The sequence below is a fragment of the Vibrio gigantis genome (assembly GCF_024347515.1).
Lineage (GTDB): Bacteria > Pseudomonadota > Gammaproteobacteria > Enterobacterales > Vibrionaceae > Vibrio > Vibrio gigantis.
In genome coordinates, this window is record NZ_AP025492.1 from 734,645 (window position 1) to 755,933 (window position 21,289).

16 protein-coding genes are annotated in these 21,289 nt (G+C 44.5%); 12 read left to right on the forward strand and 4 right to left on the reverse strand.

Annotated features, from left to right (window positions below):
• Positions 1–161: 161 nt before the first annotated feature.
• On the forward strand, positions 162–1,310 hold the full coding sequence (gene dnaJ / locus OCV56_RS03290) for a molecular chaperone DnaJ (protein WP_086716036.1): 1,149 nt from the start codon (positions 162–164) through the stop codon (positions 1,308–1,310).
• Positions 1,311–1,436: 126 nt separating this feature from the next.
• Here the strand turns inward: dnaJ and OCV56_RS03295 are convergent, their stop codons facing one another.
• Positions 1,437–1,919: a type IV pilin protein gene (locus OCV56_RS03295; protein WP_190960487.1), complete on the reverse strand. Its 483-nt coding sequence runs from the start codon at positions 1,917–1,919 to the stop codon at positions 1,437–1,439.
• Positions 1,920–1,970: 51 nt separating this feature from the next.
• On the opposite strand from OCV56_RS03295, the gene OCV56_RS03300 reads away from it, so the two are divergent.
• The 8 genes from OCV56_RS03300 (at position 1,971) to tadA (ending at position 10,414) form a co-directional block, all read left to right on the forward strand.
• A complete protein-coding gene (locus OCV56_RS03300) occupies positions 1,971–2,477 on the forward strand; it encodes a GspH/FimT family pseudopilin (protein WP_086716032.1) in 507 nt (168 codons plus the stop codon).
• On the forward strand, positions 2,458–3,090 hold the full coding sequence (locus OCV56_RS03305; RefSeq protein WP_390903667.1) for a PilW family protein: 633 nt from the start codon (positions 2,458–2,460) through the stop codon (positions 3,088–3,090). Before OCV56_RS03300 ends, OCV56_RS03305 begins: the two co-directional genes overlap by 20 nt.
• Positions 3,087–4,427 carry a hypothetical protein gene (locus tag OCV56_RS03310; protein ID WP_086716028.1) on the forward strand — a complete coding sequence of 447 codons (1,341 nt, stop codon included), beginning with the start codon at positions 3,087–3,089 and terminating at the stop codon, positions 4,425–4,427. Before OCV56_RS03305 ends, OCV56_RS03310 begins: the two co-directional genes overlap by 4 nt.
• The gene (locus OCV56_RS03315) at positions 4,417–4,866 is read left to right on the forward strand and encodes a type IV pilus modification PilV family protein (RefSeq protein ID WP_086716026.1); all 450 of its coding nucleotides are present in this window, start codon (positions 4,417–4,419) and stop codon (positions 4,864–4,866) included. Before OCV56_RS03310 ends, OCV56_RS03315 begins: the two co-directional genes overlap by 11 nt.
• A gap of 298 nt (positions 4,867–5,164) precedes the next feature.
• Positions 5,165–6,727 carry an AbgT family transporter gene (locus OCV56_RS03320; protein WP_086716024.1) on the forward strand — a complete coding sequence of 521 codons (1,563 nt, stop codon included), beginning with the start codon at positions 5,165–5,167 and terminating at the stop codon, positions 6,725–6,727.
• 195 nt (positions 6,728–6,922) lie between these two features.
• Positions 6,923–8,212 (forward strand): hemolysin family protein, encoded by a 1,290-nt coding sequence (locus tag OCV56_RS03325; RefSeq protein WP_086716022.1) that lies wholly within the window; start codon positions 6,923–6,925, stop codon positions 8,210–8,212.
• A gap of 557 nt (positions 8,213–8,769) precedes the next feature.
• Entirely contained in the window at positions 8,770–9,609 is an 840-nt protein-coding gene (locus tag OCV56_RS03330) for a hypothetical protein (RefSeq protein ID WP_086716020.1), read from the forward strand.
• A 238-nt stretch (positions 9,610–9,847) separates the two neighbouring features.
• On the forward strand, positions 9,848–10,414 hold the full coding sequence (gene tadA, locus OCV56_RS03335; RefSeq protein ID WP_086716017.1) for a tRNA adenosine(34) deaminase TadA: 567 nt from the start codon (positions 9,848–9,850) through the stop codon (positions 10,412–10,414).
• 63 nt (positions 10,415–10,477) lie between these two features.
• Here tadA and OCV56_RS03340 read toward each other — a convergent pair whose 3' ends face one another.
• Both OCV56_RS03340 and mltF read right to left on the reverse strand, forming a co-directional pair.
• Positions 10,478–10,612, reverse strand: coding sequence for a hypothetical protein (locus OCV56_RS03340; RefSeq protein ID WP_261901419.1), 135 nt, complete (start codon positions 10,610–10,612; stop codon positions 10,478–10,480).
• Between the two features lie 316 nt (positions 10,613–10,928).
• Positions 10,929–12,497, reverse strand: a complete 1,569-nt coding sequence (gene mltF, locus OCV56_RS03345; RefSeq protein WP_086716016.1) for a membrane-bound lytic murein transglycosylase MltF — start codon at positions 12,495–12,497, stop codon at positions 10,929–10,931.
• 329 nt (positions 12,498–12,826) lie between these two features.
• Here mltF and purL point away from each other — a divergent pair, with 329 nt between their 5' ends.
• Together purL and OCV56_RS03355 are read left to right on the forward strand one after the other, a co-directional pair.
• Complete coding sequence (gene purL / locus OCV56_RS03350; protein ID WP_086716014.1) at positions 12,827–16,723, forward strand: phosphoribosylformylglycinamidine synthase; 3,897 nt, start codon at positions 12,827–12,829, stop codon at positions 16,721–16,723.
• A gap of 264 nt (positions 16,724–16,987) precedes the next feature.
• Positions 16,988–17,521: a DUF3332 domain-containing protein gene (locus OCV56_RS03355; protein ID WP_086716012.1), complete on the forward strand. Its 534-nt coding sequence runs from the start codon at positions 16,988–16,990 to the stop codon at positions 17,519–17,521.
• A 111-nt stretch (positions 17,522–17,632) separates the two neighbouring features.
• On the opposite strand, the gene dapD is transcribed toward OCV56_RS03355, so the two are convergent.
• Positions 17,633–18,664, reverse strand: a complete 1,032-nt coding sequence (dapD, locus tag OCV56_RS03360; RefSeq protein WP_086716010.1) for a 2,3,4,5-tetrahydropyridine-2,6-dicarboxylate N-succinyltransferase — start codon at positions 18,662–18,664, stop codon at positions 17,633–17,635.
• Between the two features lie 504 nt (positions 18,665–19,168).
• Here dapD and OCV56_RS03365 point away from each other — a divergent pair.
• Positions 19,169–21,163: a bifunctional metallophosphatase/5'-nucleotidase gene (locus tag OCV56_RS03365; protein WP_086716008.1), complete on the forward strand. Its 1,995-nt coding sequence runs from the start codon at positions 19,169–19,171 to the stop codon at positions 21,161–21,163.
• Positions 21,164–21,289 lie beyond the last annotated feature (126 nt).

The window sequence follows — 21,289 nt, forward strand, 5'->3', positions numbered from 1 at the left end:
GCGTCAGAGGTAACTCTCACGCCCGTAAATTTGTATTTAGACTTGTCGATCTAGATAATAGCTTTATTCGGCGTTTCAGCCGGCAGAACTTTTATCTAGATTGATACACAGACTACTGAAGTGATCATTCGGTAGTAGCAATTATTTTGGTGACCTAGAACATGTCAAAACGTGATTTTTACGAAGTATTAGGCGTAAGCCGCGATGCATCAGAGCGCGATATTAAAAAAGCGTACAAACGCTTAGCGATGAAATTCCACCCGGACCGTAACCAGGGTGACGACACCGCAGCAGATAAGTTTAAAGAAGTAAAAGTAGCGTACGAGATCCTTACCGATTCTCAAAAGAAAGCAGCTTACGATCAATACGGTCACGCAGCCTTTGAACAAGGTGGTATGGGCGGCGGCGGTGGTTTCGGCGGCGGTGGCCAAGGTGACTTCGGCGATATCTTCGGTGACGTATTTGGCGACATCTTCGGCGGCGGTCGTCGTGGTGGTGGTCAACAGCGTGCACAACGCGGTTCAGATCTACGTTACAACATGGAACTTTCTCTAGAAGAAGCGGTTCGTGGTGTTTCTAAAGAGATTGAAGTACCAACTCTTGTCGAGTGTGACACTTGTGACGGTAGTGGCGCGAAATCGGGCTCTTCAGCACAAACGTGTGGCACTTGTCATGGTCACGGCCAAGTACAAATGCGTCAAGGTTTCTTCGCGGTTCAACAGACTTGTCCTACTTGTAATGGTAAAGGCAAGATCATCAAAGACCCATGTAACTCTTGTCACGGTCAAGGCCGTAAGCAGAAGACGAAAACACTTAACGTTAAGATCCCTGCTGGTGTTGATACTGGCGATCGTATTCGTCTATCTGGCGAAGGCGAAGCGGGAGAGCAAGGCGCTCCAGCTGGTGACCTATACGTACAAGTACACGTAAAAGAGCACAACATCTTCGAGCGTGACGGCAACAACCTTTACTGTGAAGTTCCAGTAAGCTTCTCTATGGCAGCTCTAGGCGGTGAAGTTGAAGTTCCAACATTGGATGGTCGTGTAAACCTTAAAGTGCCAGAAGAAACACAAACGGGCCGTATGTTCCGTATGCGTGGCAAAGGCGTGAAAGGTGTTCGTGGCGGCGGTGTGGGTGACCTAATCGTTAAGCTAGTGGTTGAAACGCCGGTTAAGCTAAGCTCTCGTCAGAAAGAACTACTGCGTGAATTCGAAGAAACATGTTGTGGCGAAGCGGCAAGCAAGCACAAACCAAAATCTGAAGGTTTCTTCAGCGGCGTTAAGAACTTCTTCGATGACCTAACTAAGTAATTAGGTTATTGATACTTTAACTTAATGACGAAAATATAAAGTCTGCACATGTAGCAGGCTTTTTTGTATCTGTCGAAAGCAGAAAAAGATAACAGGTAATGCATGAGATTGATTGGCTTACCCTCACTATTTCCAACACGCTTCTGGCTCAGAGGCGCCAGAATGGTGTAACTCCAAAATATCAGTCGTCGAATCTAAGCAGTCATCGTTTATTTGTGCTGAAAGTGGTTCAGCCTGAATCGAATAGGTGGTGGTGCTGGCCGAAACTGCTAACGTGTAGCGACTGGTATCCGTATCGCAAAACAAACATGTCCCTCCAGAAATAATATTCTCCGCTGCCGACGCGTAGCTTCCCTTGTATAGCGTCTCCATTTCCAATTGTATCTTTGCCATATCAGCTATAGCTGTGACTCGATGTGCCTTGATTACATGGCTTATATAACTAGGATAGGCAATGGCACCAAGTATCCCCACAATGGCGACAGCGAGCAATAATTCGATCAATGTCATTCCTTTCATGCTTAAGTTGTTGTTGTTGCATATATTTCTTCGAATCATCGCGAGTAGTTTCCTTTCATAACTCTGTCTATTTTTCTCCGGTGGTAGCATCGGCGCAAGATTAAATACGGTTACGCATCAGATTACATAGGAATTTGGGAAATGACTCGCGGGTTTACTTTATTAGAGCTGTTAGTAACGGTATCGGTACTGTCGATACTGATAGCTGCGGCTGCCCCGAGTTTTAGTTCAGTTACAGAAACCGTCAAGATGCAGCGACTTGCCGGAGAGTTGAATGGCTTTCTCATTCAGGCCAAGTCTGAATCGGTCAAAAGGAACCAAGATCTGTGGGTGCATTTCTCTATGGATAAAAATGAAGTGCAATCAACCGGGGAGTGGACTGTAAGGTTAAAGCCTACGGAAGATCTTTCTGGAGAAACCTTGCTGCAGTTGTCGGGGGCACCATTTCGAGATGTCTCGTTTTCTCATAATTATACAGGTGCCAGAATCAGTTTTGAGAGTGTGAGAGGACGGCCAGCTAGAGGCACGATTTACCTTTATCCAAATACAGCCTCTACAGACCGATTGTTGGTTAAATTATCTAGCCCTCCAGGGCGTATAAAAGTGTGTGGCGAGTTGAGTGCGCAGTATGGCTACGATGCGTGCTAAGTCAGTTGTGGTAGGACTCAGCAAGCAACAAGGCTCTTCATTGATAGAGCTAATGGTGGCGTCTGTGATTGGTATCTTCGCGATCTCGATTATCGGGAGTGTTTTTATCACCGGGCAGAGAATTGCCAAAGATAAGGGCATCGAGTTACTGCTGCTGCAAAACCTAACCAGCACTATGCAGGTTATGAAAGAGGATATCCAACGAGCGGGGTACGATGGATCTAATGGTTACTCAATCAAGTTGTCTGGGGCTACGGATACCATTCAAGTGAGCGGTGGTATTGCCGTTGGCTTTGTCTATTTCAGAGAGGGCTCGAACGCAAATAAAGATAATCGAAATATCGTTTACAGGAAAAGTGGGACCAAACTGCAAATATGTGAGAAGGGCACCGCAGTATCAGAGGCGATACCTACATTTAATCAAGTTACTGGATGTTACTCACTCTTCGATGACAGCCTCATTGATGTTGATGAATTCAGCATTACTTCTCAAGTATTAGAGCAGAACTCAATTAAAACCACGCTTACCGATATTCGTATTACGGCTTCAATTCCAACTGTAGGTGTTTCCAAATCGATTTCGGTTTCCGTTAAACAAAGGAACTGGCAATGATGATATTTAGAAAGCAACACGGCGTGGTGACTTTGTTGGTGACATCGGTTCTTTTAGTTGGAGCTTTAGTGGTGATGCTAGGTACATACCGCAGTGTTTTTCATCAAATTAAAGTTGCTCAGAATGAGGTTCAGGGAAGACAAGAACATTGGCGTTCGGAAGGAGGTTTAGAATGTACCTACTCCTACTTACTTGAATTAGACAAGACCATTGCTGATATCAAAGACGGCAGTGCTCGCCCTGCGGACTTTTCTGATTGGTGTTCACCCTACGAAAATAAACCGCAGATCGAAATCTCTAATACTACGACTTCTAGTGCTTATATCGTAGCTTCATCCTCAAACGCACAGTCACTTTTTAAGACAATAAGAGAAAGCTCTCAGCTCGGTAGTGGAGCTATTCAGTCTACGGGACCTATTGAGCTTATTGGTACCTTAAGCATCAAACCAACAGCAAGAGAAGAGCCAATTAGTGGCAATGAATATGAGTGTATCAGTGTGTCTTTTGCTGACCTGTTCACTTATCAATATGACGCAACACACGGTGATTCAGGCCAAGCTTTAGGGTTAGAGGTGTTAGATCCGAGTGCTGGTGGTCCCTTTTCTGGTTTCGACGGCATCTGTCACGGTGATTATAAAACACAGATCCCTAAAGCCAGTTCGGGGAGTAGTTATTCAATCTACGCTCCTGACTATTATCAAGGAACGAATCCACTTCCTTTCAAGAAAGACTTTAATCCTGATCCGAATATGAACCCGTTTTACACTTTCTTTGGTGTCGCTAAAACAGATCAAAACATTGTCGACTTATCGCAAGATGCTGATTTGTTTAAGCATGTTCAGCTATTGAATGCGACTGAGTGCGGCCCAGAGATCATGGATCACTTTACGGCTGGGCAAACCAAGGGGCTGTGGATTGAAGGGAATTGCCATATCAATGCTGCGGTTGCGGCCACAATCAATCCATCGCAGCTTTTGGTTGTGCAAGATGGTGTGCTTGCGTTGAATGGAGCCATGGCTTACAACGGAGTGATTTATCATTTGGTTGATTATCAAAAGAGTCATGTGAAAACTAGAGTTGATGGTTTCTGGAATTCGCTTGCTGCTAATAACGTGTTTGCGCCTTTTATTAAAGACATTGATGAGGCTAGCGTAATTAAAAAAAGTGTCGGGATTCAGTTTGCATCTGGTTTGCCTTCTGGTGGCCTTATTTTTGATTCACCTGCTGGTGTGACGACCATTGTTGGTGACATGGACTTAGATTTTCGTGCGGATTCTAACCCGATTGATCCGCCTTCAACATATCAGTGGAAGCGAGGCTCATGGAATGATTTCTAAGAATTCAGGTTTTAGCTTGATAGAGGTTCTTATCTCTTTTCTGTTGATTGGCGTTGCCTCACTAGGGTTGGTTAAATTGCAGGTCTACGCTGAACAAAAATCGGATTTTGCGCTCCACAGCGTAGAGGCGTTGCATTTTGCTGAAAGGCAGATGGAGTATTATCGAACTCGGGCGTCTAATACGAGTGGGGCGTTAGGTTTAATTCCTTTTTCGGAACTAAATCAGGCGAGTCATTGTCTCAACATAGCAAGTTCAGATCCTTTATCCGGTTTGTCAGGTTCTGTGTATGCAATGACTTGTGAAGTGACTAACGCGGGCGGTGCTTTGTCTAGTGCGTTAAAAAGCATTACTGTCACAATTGCATGGCAAGATCGTATGAACCATGCGCAAAGTATTTACCTAGAAACTATGCTCTCCAAATACAGTGAGTTTGATTGAACCTCAAGCAAACGTTTACTGCATGCCAAGGCTCATGCCACTCCTTTTACTGATAATTTTCACTCCTCGGACATTGTTTGCGTGCTAGTTAAAACTCTGTATATGGAATGGTGTTTTTTGTGTTTTTATATTGTTGTGGTTGTATGGTATTTTTGCAAAATATGTCTCCATTTATGGAAAATCAGGTGGAATCTTGTGCTTTTTAATAGCGACTTTAATAGAATATGTGCTGTACCAATAGGCCGTGGTCAAAACTTATATTAGGCCTAAACAAAACAACATCACATATGGAGTTACAATGAGTAACCAAGCCGTAAAAAAAGCACCATCGACTGAGAAGATCAGTGGTATGGACCGCTTTCTAAACTTCATTGAACGCGCCGGCAACAAAATTCCAGACCCAGCAATCCTGTTCTTCTGGGCTCTAGTTATCGTATGGGTAGCATCTGCACTTTTGTCGAACCTTTCATTCGACCTAATCAACCCTCAAACGGGTGCTGCTCTAGAAGTTAACAACCTACTTACTGGTGAAGCGCTTGCTAGCTTCCTAGCGAATATGGTGACTACGTTCACAGGCTTCGCACCGCTAGGCATCGTACTTGTTGCTATGCTAGGTGTTGGCGTTGCAGATTCTTCAGGCTTCATTACGACTGGCCTTAAGAAGATGCTTAACTTCACACCAGCTAAGCTACTAACGCCAATGCTAATCCTTGTTGCTATCGTGTCTCACACAGCAGCAGATGCAGGTTACGTTCTAGTAATTCCTCTTGGCGGTATCATCTTCCACGCAGCGGGTCGTCACCCTCTAGCGGGTATTGCAGCAGCATTTGCTGGTGTATCTGGTGGTTTCTCTGCGAACTTCATCCCTTCAGGTATTGACCCGCTACTAGCTGGTTTCACACAAACAGCGGCAAACGTTCTTGATCCTGAATACGTGATTAACCCTCTAGCGAACATCTTCTTTACTGGCCTATCTTCAGTTCTTATTGTTGCTATCGGTTGGTACGTAACTGAGAAGATCATCGAACCTCGTCTAGCGAACACGCCAGTTGATGAAGATGCTGAAGAAGCACCTGATCTAGGTACGTTCACTGCAATTGAATCTAAAGCATTCAAGTTCGCAGGTTGGGCAATGGTTGCAGGTATTGGTCTGCTTATCGCGGCTCTTATTCCTGAAAACTCAGCGCTTCGTTCGCCTGAAGGTGAGCTAACAGCATTCTCTGCACCAGTAATGAAATCTATCGTTCCTCTGATCTTCATCCTGTTCATCATTCCAGGTATCGTCTACGGCCGTGTAGCGGGTACTTTCAAGAACAGCAATGACGTAATCAAGGCAATGTCTGAGACGATGGCAACGATGGGCGCATACATTGTAATGTCGTTCTTCTGTGCACAGTTCCTATCTGCATTTGGTCAATCAAACATCGGTACTATGCTGGCACTTTACGGTGCTGAAGGCCTGAAAGCGATGGAGCTTCCTGGTGAAGCAACGGTTGTTGGTATGATTCTACTAACAGCTTCAGTTAACCTGCTTGTAGGTTCAGCTTCAGCTAAGTGGGCTCTTATCGGTCCAATCCTAGTTCCAATGCTAATGGTTGTGGGTATCTCTCCTGAGCTATCTCAAGCGGCTTACCGTGTAGGTGACTCAGTGTCTAACATCATCTCTCCACTAATGGTGTTCTTCCCACTGGTTGTTGTTTACTGTCAACGCTACGTTAAGTCGACAGGTATCGGTACTCTAGCTTCTCTAATGATGCCATTCTCGATTGCTATGCTAATTGGTTGGTCTATCTTCTTGCTAGCTTACTGGGCTCTTGGTATCCCACTAGGTATTCAAGCTCCTTACACTTACACAATGTAAGATTGAATTAAGCAAAATTAAGCTTTATTCACTGCTAAGCCCGCACCGAAATGTGCGGGCTTTTTTTGTTATTTTTTCGCACTCTTTTTCTATTTTTTATATCCAAAACTTTTTATATCAAAAAGCAAGGCACTCAGCTTATACTCCGGATTACGGCTAATTGTTGGCCGGTAAAATTAGGAAATCCAAAACATCATGAAAATTCTGCTTCTGGTAGGGTTAATTGTTTTAAATGGTCTGTTTGCCATGTCTGAGATTGCATTGGTAGCAGCAAAAAATAGCCGGCTGAAACGCTTAGCCGAAAAGCACCGTTCTGCTCAGATTGCACTTGAGCTTAAAGAAAATCCAACCCGCTTCCTCTCAACCATTCAAATCGGTATTACAGTTATAGGCCTGCTCAGCGGTATCGTGGGTGAGGCGACGCTATCTGCACCATTAGCGGTTCAACTTGAACTGTGGGGGCTGGATGCAACGCAAGCTAATGTCCTGTCTACAGCGGTCGTCGTTGTAGGTATTACTTACTTTGCCATTGTTGTTGGTGAACTCGTACCAAAACGCTTTGCTCAATCTCAAGCGGAAAACATTGCGGTGCTAGTCGCTCTGCCAATCTTCTGGTTATCTAAAATCGCGACGCCGTTTGTGTTTGCGTTGTCGGCTTCAACGGAAGGTATTCTTAAGTTGATGGGCCGAGGAGGTGAAGAAGATAGTGTCACTGAAGATGATATCCATGCACTTGTGAAAGAGGGCTCAGAATCTGGTGTGATTGAACGTGGTGAGCAAGAGATGATTCGTAATATCTTGCAGCTGGATGATCGCCTTGTAAGCTCATTGATGACTCCTCGCAGAGATATCGATTTTCTGGATGTCGACCAGCCTGTTGAAAACATCTTGAAGCAGCTCCGCTCATCGAAGCACAGTGTATTTCCTTTGTGCCAAGACCATCTAAATAAGGTGGTGGGTACAGTGTCAGCCAAAGCCTTGCTGAATCAGGCGGGTAATTTAAGTATTCAAGTGATCATGGGGCTGTCTCGATCTCCGATCTATGTTCCTGAGTCGATGAAGGCACTGCGTCTGCTTGGCTACTTTAAAGAGTCAGGCACAGAGATGGCGTTCATTGTTGATGAGTATGGTGATGTGCAAGGCCTTGTGACTCACTACGATATTCTTGAGGCGATTGCCGGTGAGTTATCAAACAACCCGAAAGACCTTTGGACAGAACAAGTCGAAGACGGACTATTGGTAGACGGGTTAATCCCTCTCAGTGAGCTGAAAAACCGCTTAGAGCTTTCGGATCTAGAAGGTGAAAGCGAGAGTTTCCAAACGTTGAATGGTCTTGTGACTTGGTTAATAGGACGCTTACCTGATGCCGGTGAAGTTGTTCAATATCAGCAGTGGCAGTTTGAAATCATCTCGGTCGAGAACAATCGTATTGTGAGTATCAAAGCGACGCAAATAGTTGATGACATAGAAGACGCCAATAGCTAGCGATCCCACTGACTAGCAAGCGGCAATTGTTCATTATCACGAAGACTAGGTATGCTTCACCGCATACCTATTTTCGCAATATTGAATGAGCCGATTCATTTTAGTTTATCAATTCTAATGTGCGAATCAGTCTGTACACAACGAGTTGTTGTCTTGTGTCTATGGTTTTTGATTTTAATTATTCCTTTCTGTTATTTATCTTTCCTTATCAAATCTTCTTCAGATTATTGATGTAAAAACTATTATATTTTTTTCTGTGGACAGGTGTTTTTATGTTTTTAAGAGTGTAGCTATTTGCTTTTCGGCATCTGTGCGGGAATGTAAAAACCTAAATTCATGTGGCGGATTTTTTTAATTACCTGATTTTATTAGATTGTTTATTGTTGCAATTATCAATTGGGTTGAAATAGGTTAATAAATTTTAGTTTAGAAAACCAAAAACTTTAATGAGGTGTTTTACGTTGTTTTGAGTCTTGGCGCTAAGTATCGTTTTCATCGCTCTTGACCGGGAAGAGTCTCGAAATTAACGCTCTGCACACGTATTTAAGGTTTTAAGAATGAAGAACATTACTTTTATAGCAGCTTCTATTTTGTCTGCTATTTCATTACAAACGCATGCGACATCAATTGAAGTTTATGGAGACGAGAATGATGTAATTGGTATGTATGGAGATTATAACTTTGGTGAGGATGGTCAGCACTTTGTTACGGGAGAAGTAACAAATGACAGCTTTGTTGAATTAGGCTATGGCTACAGCATTAACGAGCATTTTGATTTAGGCGGTTCTTATGTACAGGGCGGCTACGGTGGTGCTGATGAAGTACGTGTGAAAGCTTCAACCGCCTACACTTTCGGTTCTTCTTTAACGCTTTCTGGTGGGGTGGAGTACCACCACGGTTTAGATGCCGTAGGTGCAGATTTCTGGGATCCGACTTCTGGTGGTAAAGGTGATGGTCAAGGTGTTAACCCTGACGGACATGATGGTATTCTGCCTTCTCCAGGCCCTCACGATGGTGTTTTGCCTGCATCAGCGAATAGTAATGTGATTTTACCAGCACCTCATGGAGATAGCGATGTTATTCTACCAGCACCGTTGCCACATATGACGGGGGTTATGGCTGAGGGCAACAACGAATCACAAGTCGTGAAAGTGAACCTAGGCCTTGATTACAACATCGCCAAAACGGTTGTACTTTCTTACGACCTAGACGCTTACTCTCAGCTTGCTGAAGGCATCTATGTTGATGGAGAAGAAGTTGATAGCGAATGGTCAACATCTACATTGAAAGCGACTTATGTTAATTCTGGTGAAGTTCAGCCGTACGTTAAAGTAGCTGCTGACAACTCTGATATTGAAGATACCACCTTCACTGCGGGTGTTGTTATCGCTTTATAAGGTTTACCTTTATTATGTAGATCCTGACTTTCTATAAGCTACCTGCTTTCAGCTAGGACGCTGTTTTGGTTAAGCCAGTCTGTAAACTTATCTTCAACGCCACTCAAGGAACGAGTGGCTTTTTTGCTTGAGAGCCAAAAAATTACTGAGCAATACAAGGCGGTTGTTTATAGTGATGAATATTAGGTATGCTTCACCGCATACCTTTTTTGTTCCTATTGTTTTTCTGGAGTTCCCTTTGTCAGACCATCAATTCACCCCTCAAGATGAAATCTTCATGCGACGCGCCATCGAGGTGGCCAAGCAAGCTGAGAGTGAGGGAGAGGTTCCCGTGGGTGCTGTGTTGGTAAAAGATGGTGAGATTATCTCAGAAGGGTGGAATCGTTCGATTGGTAACCACGATGCGACTGCACACGCAGAAATCGAAACCTTGCGTAAAGCAGGTCAAGCTCTGGAAAATTACCGATTACTCGATACCACCTTATACGTCACGCTAGAGCCTTGCCCAATGTGTGCAGGGGCTTTGCTACATAGCCGAGTGAAACGTATTGTTTTTGGTGCGCCTGACTTAAAAGCCGGTGCGGCAGGCACAGTATTGAACCTGTTTGAAAGCCAAGCCTCATACCACTATGCCGATGTTGAACATGGGCTATTAGAAGAACAGTGTCGTGAGCAGTTGCAGGCGTTTTTCAAGCGCCGCAGGAAAGAGATAAAAGAAAAGCGAAAGCAAGAGCGCCTGTTGGAAGAGCAGCGTTTAGAAGCTGACAAGGTAAGTTGCGATAATAAGGTCAGTAATAAGAAATAGTAGCGAGCTGTAGGCACTCTCAAATTGCAAGAGTGTCAGTGCCAATCGACTTGGTTATTGTATTTACTCAGCAATCATCTGCATGAAGGCACGGTTGCGCCAAATTATTTTCTTCTTGTTATTTGAAAGCATACGCTTACGACGGTTTGCAGCAACGGTCTTATCAAGGCGTTTTGATTTCAATTTCTTGTTCATCATCTCAGTGAATTCCTATTGTCGTCTGGCTTTGTAATTATGACTTCAGTTTTAATTATAGTGGTTGTTTGATTATGAGTTCTGTCGCGAATTTAGCGTTACTATCCTGAACAACCATCGCAATGACCAGTATCTGAATACAACAGTACATAATTTTGATTGTGGCGTGCTGTTATAAGGTTCGATTGTTACCGCAATATGACACTTGAGAGCTCATCATTATTTCCCCGGTCTCTTTTCCCTATCGTATAGCGAAGAAAGAAGAGTCGAGAAGGACAAAAAAAAAGAGCAATGCTGGAAGGCATTGCTCTTTTAGTTTCTATTTCGAAGACTCAGAACCACTTACTGTTGATTCTGCAGCGCTGATGCTGGACTCAGCCCCAGAAGTCTCTAAAGGTGGAATAACGATCAACCCTTCAAGGCTCTCTTCTTGTTCTTTATTACGCTTATTAACGTGGCCGATGATGCTTTGGTAATAACGGCGAATGTTTTCAACGTAGTTTCTCGCTTCATCACCACGCGCATAACCGTATCGAGTTTGGCTGTAGTACTTCTTCTGTCTCAATAGAGGCAATCGGTCTTTCACATCCCCCCAAGCATCAGGATCACCACCTTGTGCTTTGGTTAAGCGGCGAGCATCCATCATATGCCCGTAACCGACGTTGTATGAGGCTAGCGCAAACCAGATCTTCTCGTGCTGTGTGATTGAGTCTGGCACTCGGTTAACGATACGGCGCAGGTATTCAACACCGCCTTGTACTGACTGTTTCGGGTCGAGGCGATTAGTAACACCAACACTTTTCGCGGTTGGCAGCGTCAGCATCATCATGCCGCGAACGCCTGTTGGTGAGCGCGCGACAGGGTTCCAGTGCGATTCTTGGTAAGCTAATGCCGCAATCAAGCGCCAATCAAATTCTTGCGAATATTTCTGAAACAGCGGAGACCATTTTGGTAACTTGCTGTCTAACGCACGAATGAATGCTCGTGTATCAACATAATCAAAAGTGCCAATGTGACCGATGTACTTTTCTTCTAGTGAAGCGAGCTCACCAGACTGTTTTAGGTTACCGAAGAACTCAATCAGCAAAGCATAAAGGCTTTCGTCCTCAGATTTCTGTAAGTACCAAGAAATAGGTTGGTCTTCTGTAAGTTCAAAGGCTAGAGCTACATCTGGGTATAAACGTTGTGCCAGTGATAACTCGATAGAATCCGCAACCGTAAATAGGCGCTCGCCAGTTGATACTTCTTTTAACAGATCATTGATGTCAGCATTACCCACCGCATCATAGATAAAGTCATCGTGTGTTTTCTGCAGCTGTTTTAGCGTTGGCTCAAAGTGCGAGTCTTTCACTACAACCAGAGATGGCGATAGCGTGTCACTTGATACCACATCTTCTGATTCAGCTTGTGCTTTTACAAACTCAGCCTGACGATCATTCTCAAACTTGATCAATTGCTCAAGGTTTCTTGGGCGCCATTGCCCCTTTTTATAAACGACCTGTTGGCTTACATAGTAATAAGCAGGCGCGGCGCGATAAGCACGTGTCAGTTTGTTGTTTTGCGTTAAGCCAGTCGCGATAAGGTCGATTTCGCCTTTCTGCAGTGCGGGGAACAAGCCAGACAAACGGTAAGCGGGCTTAACCTCAAGTTTTACACCAAGTTCCTGCGCAAACTCACGAGCTAATTCGTAATCCAAGCCAGCAGGGCCATCAGGACCGATGTAATAAGAGAGTTGGTTATTTAGGGTGCCGACACGAAGAACGCCACGATCTCGTATCTGCTCAAGGACACTTTTAGGTTCAGATTCAATCTGACATCCAGCCAACCCAAATAGGGCGATGGCGAGCAGAAGGAACTTAGACGAAAAGATGAGCGTAAATTTAGGCATCAAAATGAAATCTCGAAAAGTGGAAGCCCCTTTATACCAAACCCCGCAAGGCTGGCAAAGCAGGTTTAATTAAACAGTTGTAAAAGTGGCGATAAATGCAGCGAAAGTACCAATTACGGAGAAAGATAAAAAAAATCACGCAAACGGTTGCTTTTGGTGTTACGTCACAAAAAGAAATGCTTTATAATGCGCTCGCATTGAAGAGGTGGAATCGGCATAGGTTTGGCAACCTTCGGGAATAGCTTCGAAGAAAACAGTTAGGTTGTTCCTATAACCCACTGAATTTATTCCAATACTACCTTAATCAACTGCATAAGAGACGTAAGCACATGAGAATTTTGCGTGGCTCCCCAGCTCTATCTGAGTTTCGTGTTAACAAGCTTTTAGAGCTTTGTCGTGAATTAAGCTTACCTGTAACAGGTATTTACGCTGAGTTTGCCCACTTTGCTGATCTAACGGCAGACCTAGATGAGTCTGAAGTTGAGAAGCTAGAAAAGCTACTGACTTACGGTCCAACGATTGAAGAGCATGAACCTGAAGGTTTACTGCTGCTTGCAACGCCACGCCCAGGCACTATCTCGCCTTGGTCTTCAAAATCAACAGATATCGCACACAACTGTGGACTGGCTAAAGTGTCACGTCTAGAGCGCGGTACTGCTTTCTACATTGAAACTTCTTCTGAACTTTCTGAGCTTCAACTTGTTGAGCTGAAAGCGATTCTGCATGATCGTATGATGGAAGTGGTTTTCACTGACTTCGAATCGGCAGCTGCACTATTCAAAGTTGCAGAGCCTGCTCCTTATGCGGAAGTTGACCTATTAACTGGCGGACGTAAAGCGCTTGAAGAAGCAAACGTTACCCTAGGTCTTGCACTTGCAGAAGATGAGATCGATTACCTTCTTGAAAGCTTCACTGAGAAGCTAGGTCGTAACCCGACTGACATCGAGCTAATGATGTTCGCACAAGCAAACTCAGAGCACTGTCGTCACAAGATCTTTAACGCTGATTGGACTATCGATGGCGTTAAGCAAGAAAAATCATTGTTCAAGATGATTAAGAACACTTTTGAAACGACACCAGAACACGTTCTGTCTGCTTATAAAGATAACGCAGCAGTAATGACAGGTTCTGAAGTCGGTCGTTTCTTCCCGGATCCAGAAACTCGCCAGTACAACTATCACCAAGAGAAAACACACATCTTGATGAAAGTTGAAACGCACAACCACCCAACGGCAATCTCTCCATGGCCGGGCGCATCAACAGGTTCAGGTGGTGAAATCCGCGATGAAGGCGCGACTGGTATTGGTGGTAAACCAAAAGCTGGTCTTGTCGCTTTCTCTGTATCTAACCTTAAGATCCCGAACTTCGTTCAACCTTGGGAAACAGATTTTGGTAAGCCAAGCCGTATCGTTACTGCGTTGGATATCATGCTTGAAGGCCCTCTTGGCGGCGCAGCATTCAACAACGAATTTGGTCGTCCAAACCTACTAGGTTACTTCCGCACTTACGAAGAGAAAGTAAACTCTCACGCAGGTGAAGAAGTACGTGGTTACCACAAACCAATCATGCTAGCTGGTGGTCTTGGTAACATCCGTGACGAGCATGTTCAGAAGAAAGAGATCCCAGTAGGTGCAAGCCTAATCGTGCTGGGCGGTCCAGCGATGAACATTGGCCTTGGTGGCGGTGCGGCATCTTCAATGGATTCTGGTTCTTCTTCAGAAGATCTAGATTTCGCTTCTGTACAACGTGAAAACCCAGAGATGGAACGTCGTTGTCAGGAAGTGATCGACCGTTGTTGGCAGCTAGGTGATGCGAACCCAATCGCATTCATCCACGATGTGGGCGCTGGTGGTATCTCGAATGCACTTCCTGAGTTAGTTGACGATGGCGAGCGTGGCGGTATTTTCAATCTGCGTGACGTACCAAACGATGAGCCAGGCATGAGCCCACTTGAGATCTGGTGTAACGAATCTCAAGAGCGTTACGTAATGGCCGTTGCTGATGAAGACATGGCAACGTTCGACGCAATTTGTAAGCGTGAACGCGCACCATACGCCGTGGTTGGTAAAGCAACAGAAGAGCGTGAACTTAAACTTGAAGATTCACACTTCGACAACACGCCAATCGACATGCCGATGGACATCCTATTAGGTAAAACACCTAAGATGCACCGTGACGCGAAAACGCTAAAAGTAAACAACCCAGCGATTGACCGTTCTGGTATCGAAATGAACGAAGCGGTTGACCGTGTTCTTCGCTTGCCAACAGTCGCAGAGAAAACCTTCCTTATCACTATCGGTGACCGCTCGGTAACTGGCCTTGTTGCTCGTGACCAAATGGTTGGCCCATGGCAGGTTCCTGTTGCTAACTGTGCTGTAACAGCAGCAAGTTACGACTCTTACCACGGTGAAGCGATGTCTCTTGGTGAGCGTACGCCAGTAGCACTACTAGATTTCGGCGCATCGGCTCGTCTAGCGGTTGGTGAAGCAATCACAAACATTGCAGCGACTAACATCGGCGATATCAAACACATTAAACTGTCGGCAAACTGGATGTCTCCAGCGGGTCACCCAGGTGAAGACGCAGGTCTTTACGAAGCGGTGAAAGCAGTCGGTGAAGAGCTGTGTCCAGCACTGGGTCTTACTATCCCTGTGGGTAAAGATTCAATGTCGATGAAGACTAAGTGGGAAGAGAACGGCGAGCAGAAAGAAGTCACTTCTCCGTTATCTCTTGTTATCACTGCATTTGCTCGTGTTGAAGATGTCCGTAAGACGATTACGCCTCAGCTTCGCACTGACAAAGGTGACACATCACTAGTTCTTATCGACCTAGGTAACGGCAAAAACCGTCTAGGTGCAACGGCACTAGCGCAAGTTTACAAGCAACTTGGTGACAAGCCAGCAGACGTAGACAACGCAGCACAGCTAAAAGGTTTCTACGAAGGCGTTCAAGCTCTTGTTGCTAACGACCAAGTTGTGGCTTACCACGATAAAGGCGACGGTGGTTTATTCGTAACACTGGCTGAAATGGCGTTCGCAGGTCACTGTGGTGTTAATGCAAACATTGAAGTGCTAGGTGAAGACACGCTAGCAGCACTATTCAACGAAGAGCTAGGTGCGGTAATCCAGGTTCGTAACGACGACCTAGACGCTGTTCTTTCTACTCTTGCCGCAAACGGCCTAGAAGCGTGCTCACATGTAATCGGCTCTGTTGAAGCTTCAGATAAGCTAGTGATTAAGTCTGGCGAGTCTGTAGTAATCGAACGTAACCGTACTGAACTACGTACTATCTGGGCTGAGACGACGCATAAGATGCAAGGTCTACGTGATAACCCAGCATGTGCTGACCAAGAACATGAAGCGAAGAAAGACAACTCAGACCCAGGTCTGAACGTGAAACTAAGCTTCGATGTTAACGAAGACATCGCTGCACCGTTCATCAACACTGGCGCTAAGCCTAAGATGGCGATTCTACGTGAACAGGGTGTTAACTCTCACGTTGAAATGGCAGCAGCATTCGACCGTGCAGGCTTCGAAGCAACTGATATTCACATGAGCGATATCCTAACAGGTCAAGCGGTACTAGAAGAGTACAACGGCCTTGTGGCTTGTGGTGGCTTCTCTTACGGTGACGTACTAGGCGCTGGTGAAGGTTGGGCTAAATCAGTTCTGTTTAACGATTCTACTCGTGACCAATTTGAAAACTTCTTCAAGCGTGAAGATACTTTCTCTCTAGGTGTGTGTAACGGTTGTCAGATGTTGTCTAACCTGCGTGAACTTATCCCTGGTGCTGAGTACTGGCCACGTTTCGTTCGTAACGAATCAGAGCGTTTTGAAGCTCGTTTCAGCCTAGTTGAAGTTCAGAAGTCTGATTCTGTGTTCTTCAACGGCATGGAAGGTTCTCGTATGCCAATCGCAGTTTCTCACGGTGAAGGTCGCGTAGAAGTTCGTGACAATGACCACCTAAACGCGATTGAAAACTCAGGTACGGTTGCTTTACGTTACGTTGATAACAACGGTAACCAAACGCAGCAATACCCGAATAACCCGAACGGTTCGCCAAACGCTATCACAGGTTTAACAACGACTGACGGCCGTGTGACGATCATGATGCCGCACCCTGAGCGTGTATTCCGTACGGTTGCAAACTCATGGTCTCCAGAAGGTTGGGGCGAGAATGGCGCTTGGATGCGTATGTTCCAAAATGCACGTAAGAATGTGGGTTAACCACTCTCTTACAGGCCGCATTAATCTAGGCTAGGTTAAGCAAAAATGAAAAGCGCAGATCGAAAGGTCTGCGCTTTTTTATTTCCTAAGGTTTAGGAAGAAATACGAAACAATTGAGGTTTGCAGTTTGCTGTTCTAAAAATCTCCACTACGCTAAATGTTATGGAATCAATTTGTTAGGCGAATAATTCTTGCACTCGAGCAAGGAAAGCTTCGTTCGGCTATGCAAAAACTGAATCAATCATCGTGGCATAAGAGGGATCTATGAAAACAACACTTACAAAAGCCGTTGCAGTGGCAGCGATTGTCATGTCGTTAGCAGGGTGTGTGGGTAGTAACGCGGTTACTGGGAAATTAATGAAGTTCAACGTTGAGGTAGTGGATAACCGTTACGCTCGTGCGGGTGTCAACTTCTTGCTTGCTCCGGTTTACGCACTAACCACCGCAGCCGATTACATCGTATTTAACTCGATTGAATTCTGGGCGGGTAAAAACCCACTAACAGGCGCGCCTCACATCTTTGATAGCAAAGTCGATACCATGATAGATGTGAACGACAGCCTAGACGATTCACTAAAAGAAGCCCCACTTGGTTTCAATAATCGTCAGATCGAATGGGGTGAGATGCAACAAATCGATGAGAACACGATTCGCATGGACATCACCTACAATGATGGTCAGAAAGCCGTTCTGACGGGTGTTCGTGATGGAGATAAGGTCAGCTACTACATGGATGGTACATTGGTATCAGAAACCTCTATTCAAGCGCTTGAGCAGCTAGCTGCAGAGAAAGCGTAACCCTTTAAGTTTTATAGCAATAAAAGAAAAGCCGCTGGATTTAACCCCAGCGGCTTCGTATTTTCTAGCATCTAGCATCTAGCATCTAGCATCTAGCATCTAGCGCTTAGATTAGTTGTTGCTGTGTAGCTCGCTGTTCAGTTCAACAGCCGACTTGTTCGCTAGACATTCAATTTGACCAGTGATCGAGTTGCGACGGAACAGAAGATCAGAAACGCCAGCTAGGTCGCGAGCTTTAATGATTTCTACTTCGTTACCTTCTTTATCTAGCATGCGAACTTTCGTACCCGCGGTCACGTAAAGGCCAGACTCAACAGTACAGCGGTCGCCCATTGGGAAGCCAAGACCCGCGTTTGCACCTAGTAGGCAGTTTTCGCCGATAGAGATCACCATAGTACCGCCACCAGATAGCGTACCCATGATAGAAGCGCCGCCGCCGATATCAGAACCGTTACCTACAACAACACCCGCAGAGATACGACCTTCAACCATGCTTACGCCCGTTGTGCCAGCATTGAAGTTGATGAAACCTTCGTGCATAACCGTTGTACCTTCACCCACATGTGCGCCAAGACGAACACGAGAAGTATCAGCAATACGAATACCGGTTGGTACCACGTAGTCCACCATTTTAGGGAACTTGTCTACACAATCTACAGATAGAGCGCGACCAGCAAGGCGAGCTTCGATTTGACGCTCAGCCAGCTCAGGAAGATCGATAGGACCTTCGTTTGTCCATGCGATGTTGTGCAGTAGACCGAAGATGCCGTCTAGTACCGTACCGTGTGGCTGAACTAGGCGGTTAGAAATAAGTTGTAGCTTAAGGAAGCCTTCAGCAACAGATGCGGGCTTCTCGTCAGTCGCAAGAACAACAAGAACAAGTGGCTGCTCAGATGCTGCTGCTTTTTCTGCGAAAGATGCGTTTGCTGCATCATCGTTTGCTGCGAATGCTTTCGCTAGTTCTGCGCTTTGTGCAGCAGAGATTTCGATAGCTTGGTTGCCTTCAGTGTAACCTACAACTTCACCAACAGCCGCTACTAGAGCGTCGCTTGGGTTCAGAAGTGGGCTAGGGAAGAACGCTTCAATGATTTTATTGTCGCGGTTTTTGGTTGCCGTACCGAAGGCTAGTGAAAAGAAAGCCATGTTGAATCTCCATGTGTTGAGTCTTGATTTTGCTATCCAATAACAGCGGCTCGAATAACCAGCGCTGTCGTTAGCAAAGTTAATTTAATTGCGTTCATCATAAAGAGAGCGCTCTCGTTATGAAAGGGCGTATCAGGATAAAGTCTGTAAAATGATATTGCTTGTCTTTTTAGCGATAGTTTTCATTATCCGGATATATGCACTATGTTCTCAATGCTACGGCGTTTTATTCAACCACCTAGTATGATTTCATTTCCAACATGTCATTCATGTCTAACTCACCTTCTTGTTATCAGTATCAATAGGGTGAGTCACACTTTCTTTATAAATTCATGTTTATTATCACAATTAATCGAGTTCTGTTGATTTATCGTTTGTGCTTACAGTCCGAGTAAATACTCAAGTTTTCAGCTGTGTAATTAAGAGAATGATCACTAAAACCCTAAAGGATATAAGTATATTTTCAGCCATAACGACATTAAAACGATGAATAAAGGATCTTCTATGAATTTTACTAAGTCTTTACTGGTGCTCTCTATCGGTGTAGCGATGGTTGGCTGTGGCTCGGACAATAACAATAATATTGTTGCTCCCGATATGACATTGCGCATAGCACATGTGAATGACACTCACTCAAATTTTGACCCTGTAAAATCAAGTTTTACTATGGGTGCTGATGGTAAGAAGGTCTATAACGAGTTTGGCGGTTATCCTCGTCTATTGAAAGCCGCTGATGATATCAAAGCGGATGCGAAAGCTGACAAAGAGCCTTTGTTATTCTTGCATGGTGGTGATGCATGGCAAGGTACTGCTTACTTTAAGCTAAATGAAGGTGCTGCAAACGCAGACTTGTTGTCACAAATGGGTTTAGATGCAATGGTACTTGGGAACCATGAATTCGATTTAGATACCGACAAGCTCGCATCGTTCATCAATACGGTTAGCTTTCCTGTGCTGGCAAATAATATGGATGCATCAAAAGATCAGTCTTTAAGTAATGTCGATAATTTATACCCTTATCAACTGTTTGCATTTGAAGGCTCAGAAAAAAGAGCAATTACCTCTGTTTCTGATGCAAGTGATGATGAGAAAGTTGTTGCGGTAATCGGTGTTGTTTTAGGGGATATGCCAACGATAGCTACCGGAACTGGTGATGTGACATTTAGTGACCAAATTACAGCAACTCAAGCCACTATAAATGATTTAAAAACTAAGGGTGTGAATAAGATAATTGTTCTATCACACATAGGAAATGCTGCCGATAAGGATCTTGCAGCCAATACAACGGGTATCGATATCATTGTTGGCGGTCACTCTCATACTTTACTTGGTGATTTTACCGATCTTGATCAAGGTAACAATGGTATTTACGCCGAAATGATTCCGCAAAAAGACAAGGCACAAAACACTTGTGTGGTTCAAGCTGGCCAATATGCGGAAGCTATCGGAGACGTTGATGTATCATTTGATATAAATGGTAATCTCCTCTCATGTGTTGGGAACAATACTTTATTATCAAATGATGAGTTTTATCATGATTCTCATCGAGAACATCCAATGATTAGCTCTGATAAAGATGATGTAACTTCGTTTATTGATAATAATGAAAAAATCACGATAAAAGATGAAGATATTGATTTAAGAACCCGTATCGACGCGACTTATAAGCCGGCTCTTGAAGCTGCATATGGTGATGTTGTTGCAGCCGCTCCGACTGAAATCAATCATGAGCGCCGTCCTGGTGATGCAGGAACAGATGTGCACGGTTCTGATGTTGCACCTATGATAGCTCAAGGTATGATTTATTGGGCAAATCAACCGTCGGTAGCAACTGTTACTGGTAAAAATGTTCAGATTGGTTTGGTGGGAGCTGGTGGTGTTCGAACGGATATCGCATCAGGCGACTTCAGGGAAGGTAACGCTACGCTAGAATTACTACCATTCTCGAATTACTTGTCGATTTTAACAGTGAAAGGCGAGGTGATTCGAAACCTTATTGACAGCACAATTGAACCGACGCTTGCTGAAGGTGCTCATGCTGGTAAGTTCCCGTATGTATCGGGCATGCGTTACACGTTTACAGAAGATGTGAAAGGTGTATCAGGTACAGTCACAAATCTAGAGGTAAATACTGGAACAGAAGCCAATCCAGTATGGGCGACAATGAACGATGCCGCTGACTACACCGTTATCGTTAATAACTATAATGCAAGCGGTAGTGATGGTTGGAATGTATTAGGCGATGCTCAATTAATATCAACAGATCGTCAAGACATAGTCATTTCAGGCGATGGTTTTAAAACTTACAAAGTTAACAACTTGTCATACGATGGAAGTACAGAGAAGTATAGCGTCAACTATGACGGTAGTATTAAACCATGTGCGGAAGGTTCAGGTGACATATGTAATACTGACGCTGAATCATTTATCTCTTGGGCTGAGCATAAGAAAGTATTAGAACCACTAGGATTTGAAACCACAACGATGGAATATAAATAGTACTGATATCGCATTTGTCGGAATGTTATGTATTGTTGGTTAAATCCTTAAAATACAAATGTATAGATTAGTAATGAAAGAAAATAGCCAGCGAATCGCTGGCTATTTTTATATAAAACTTAGTGA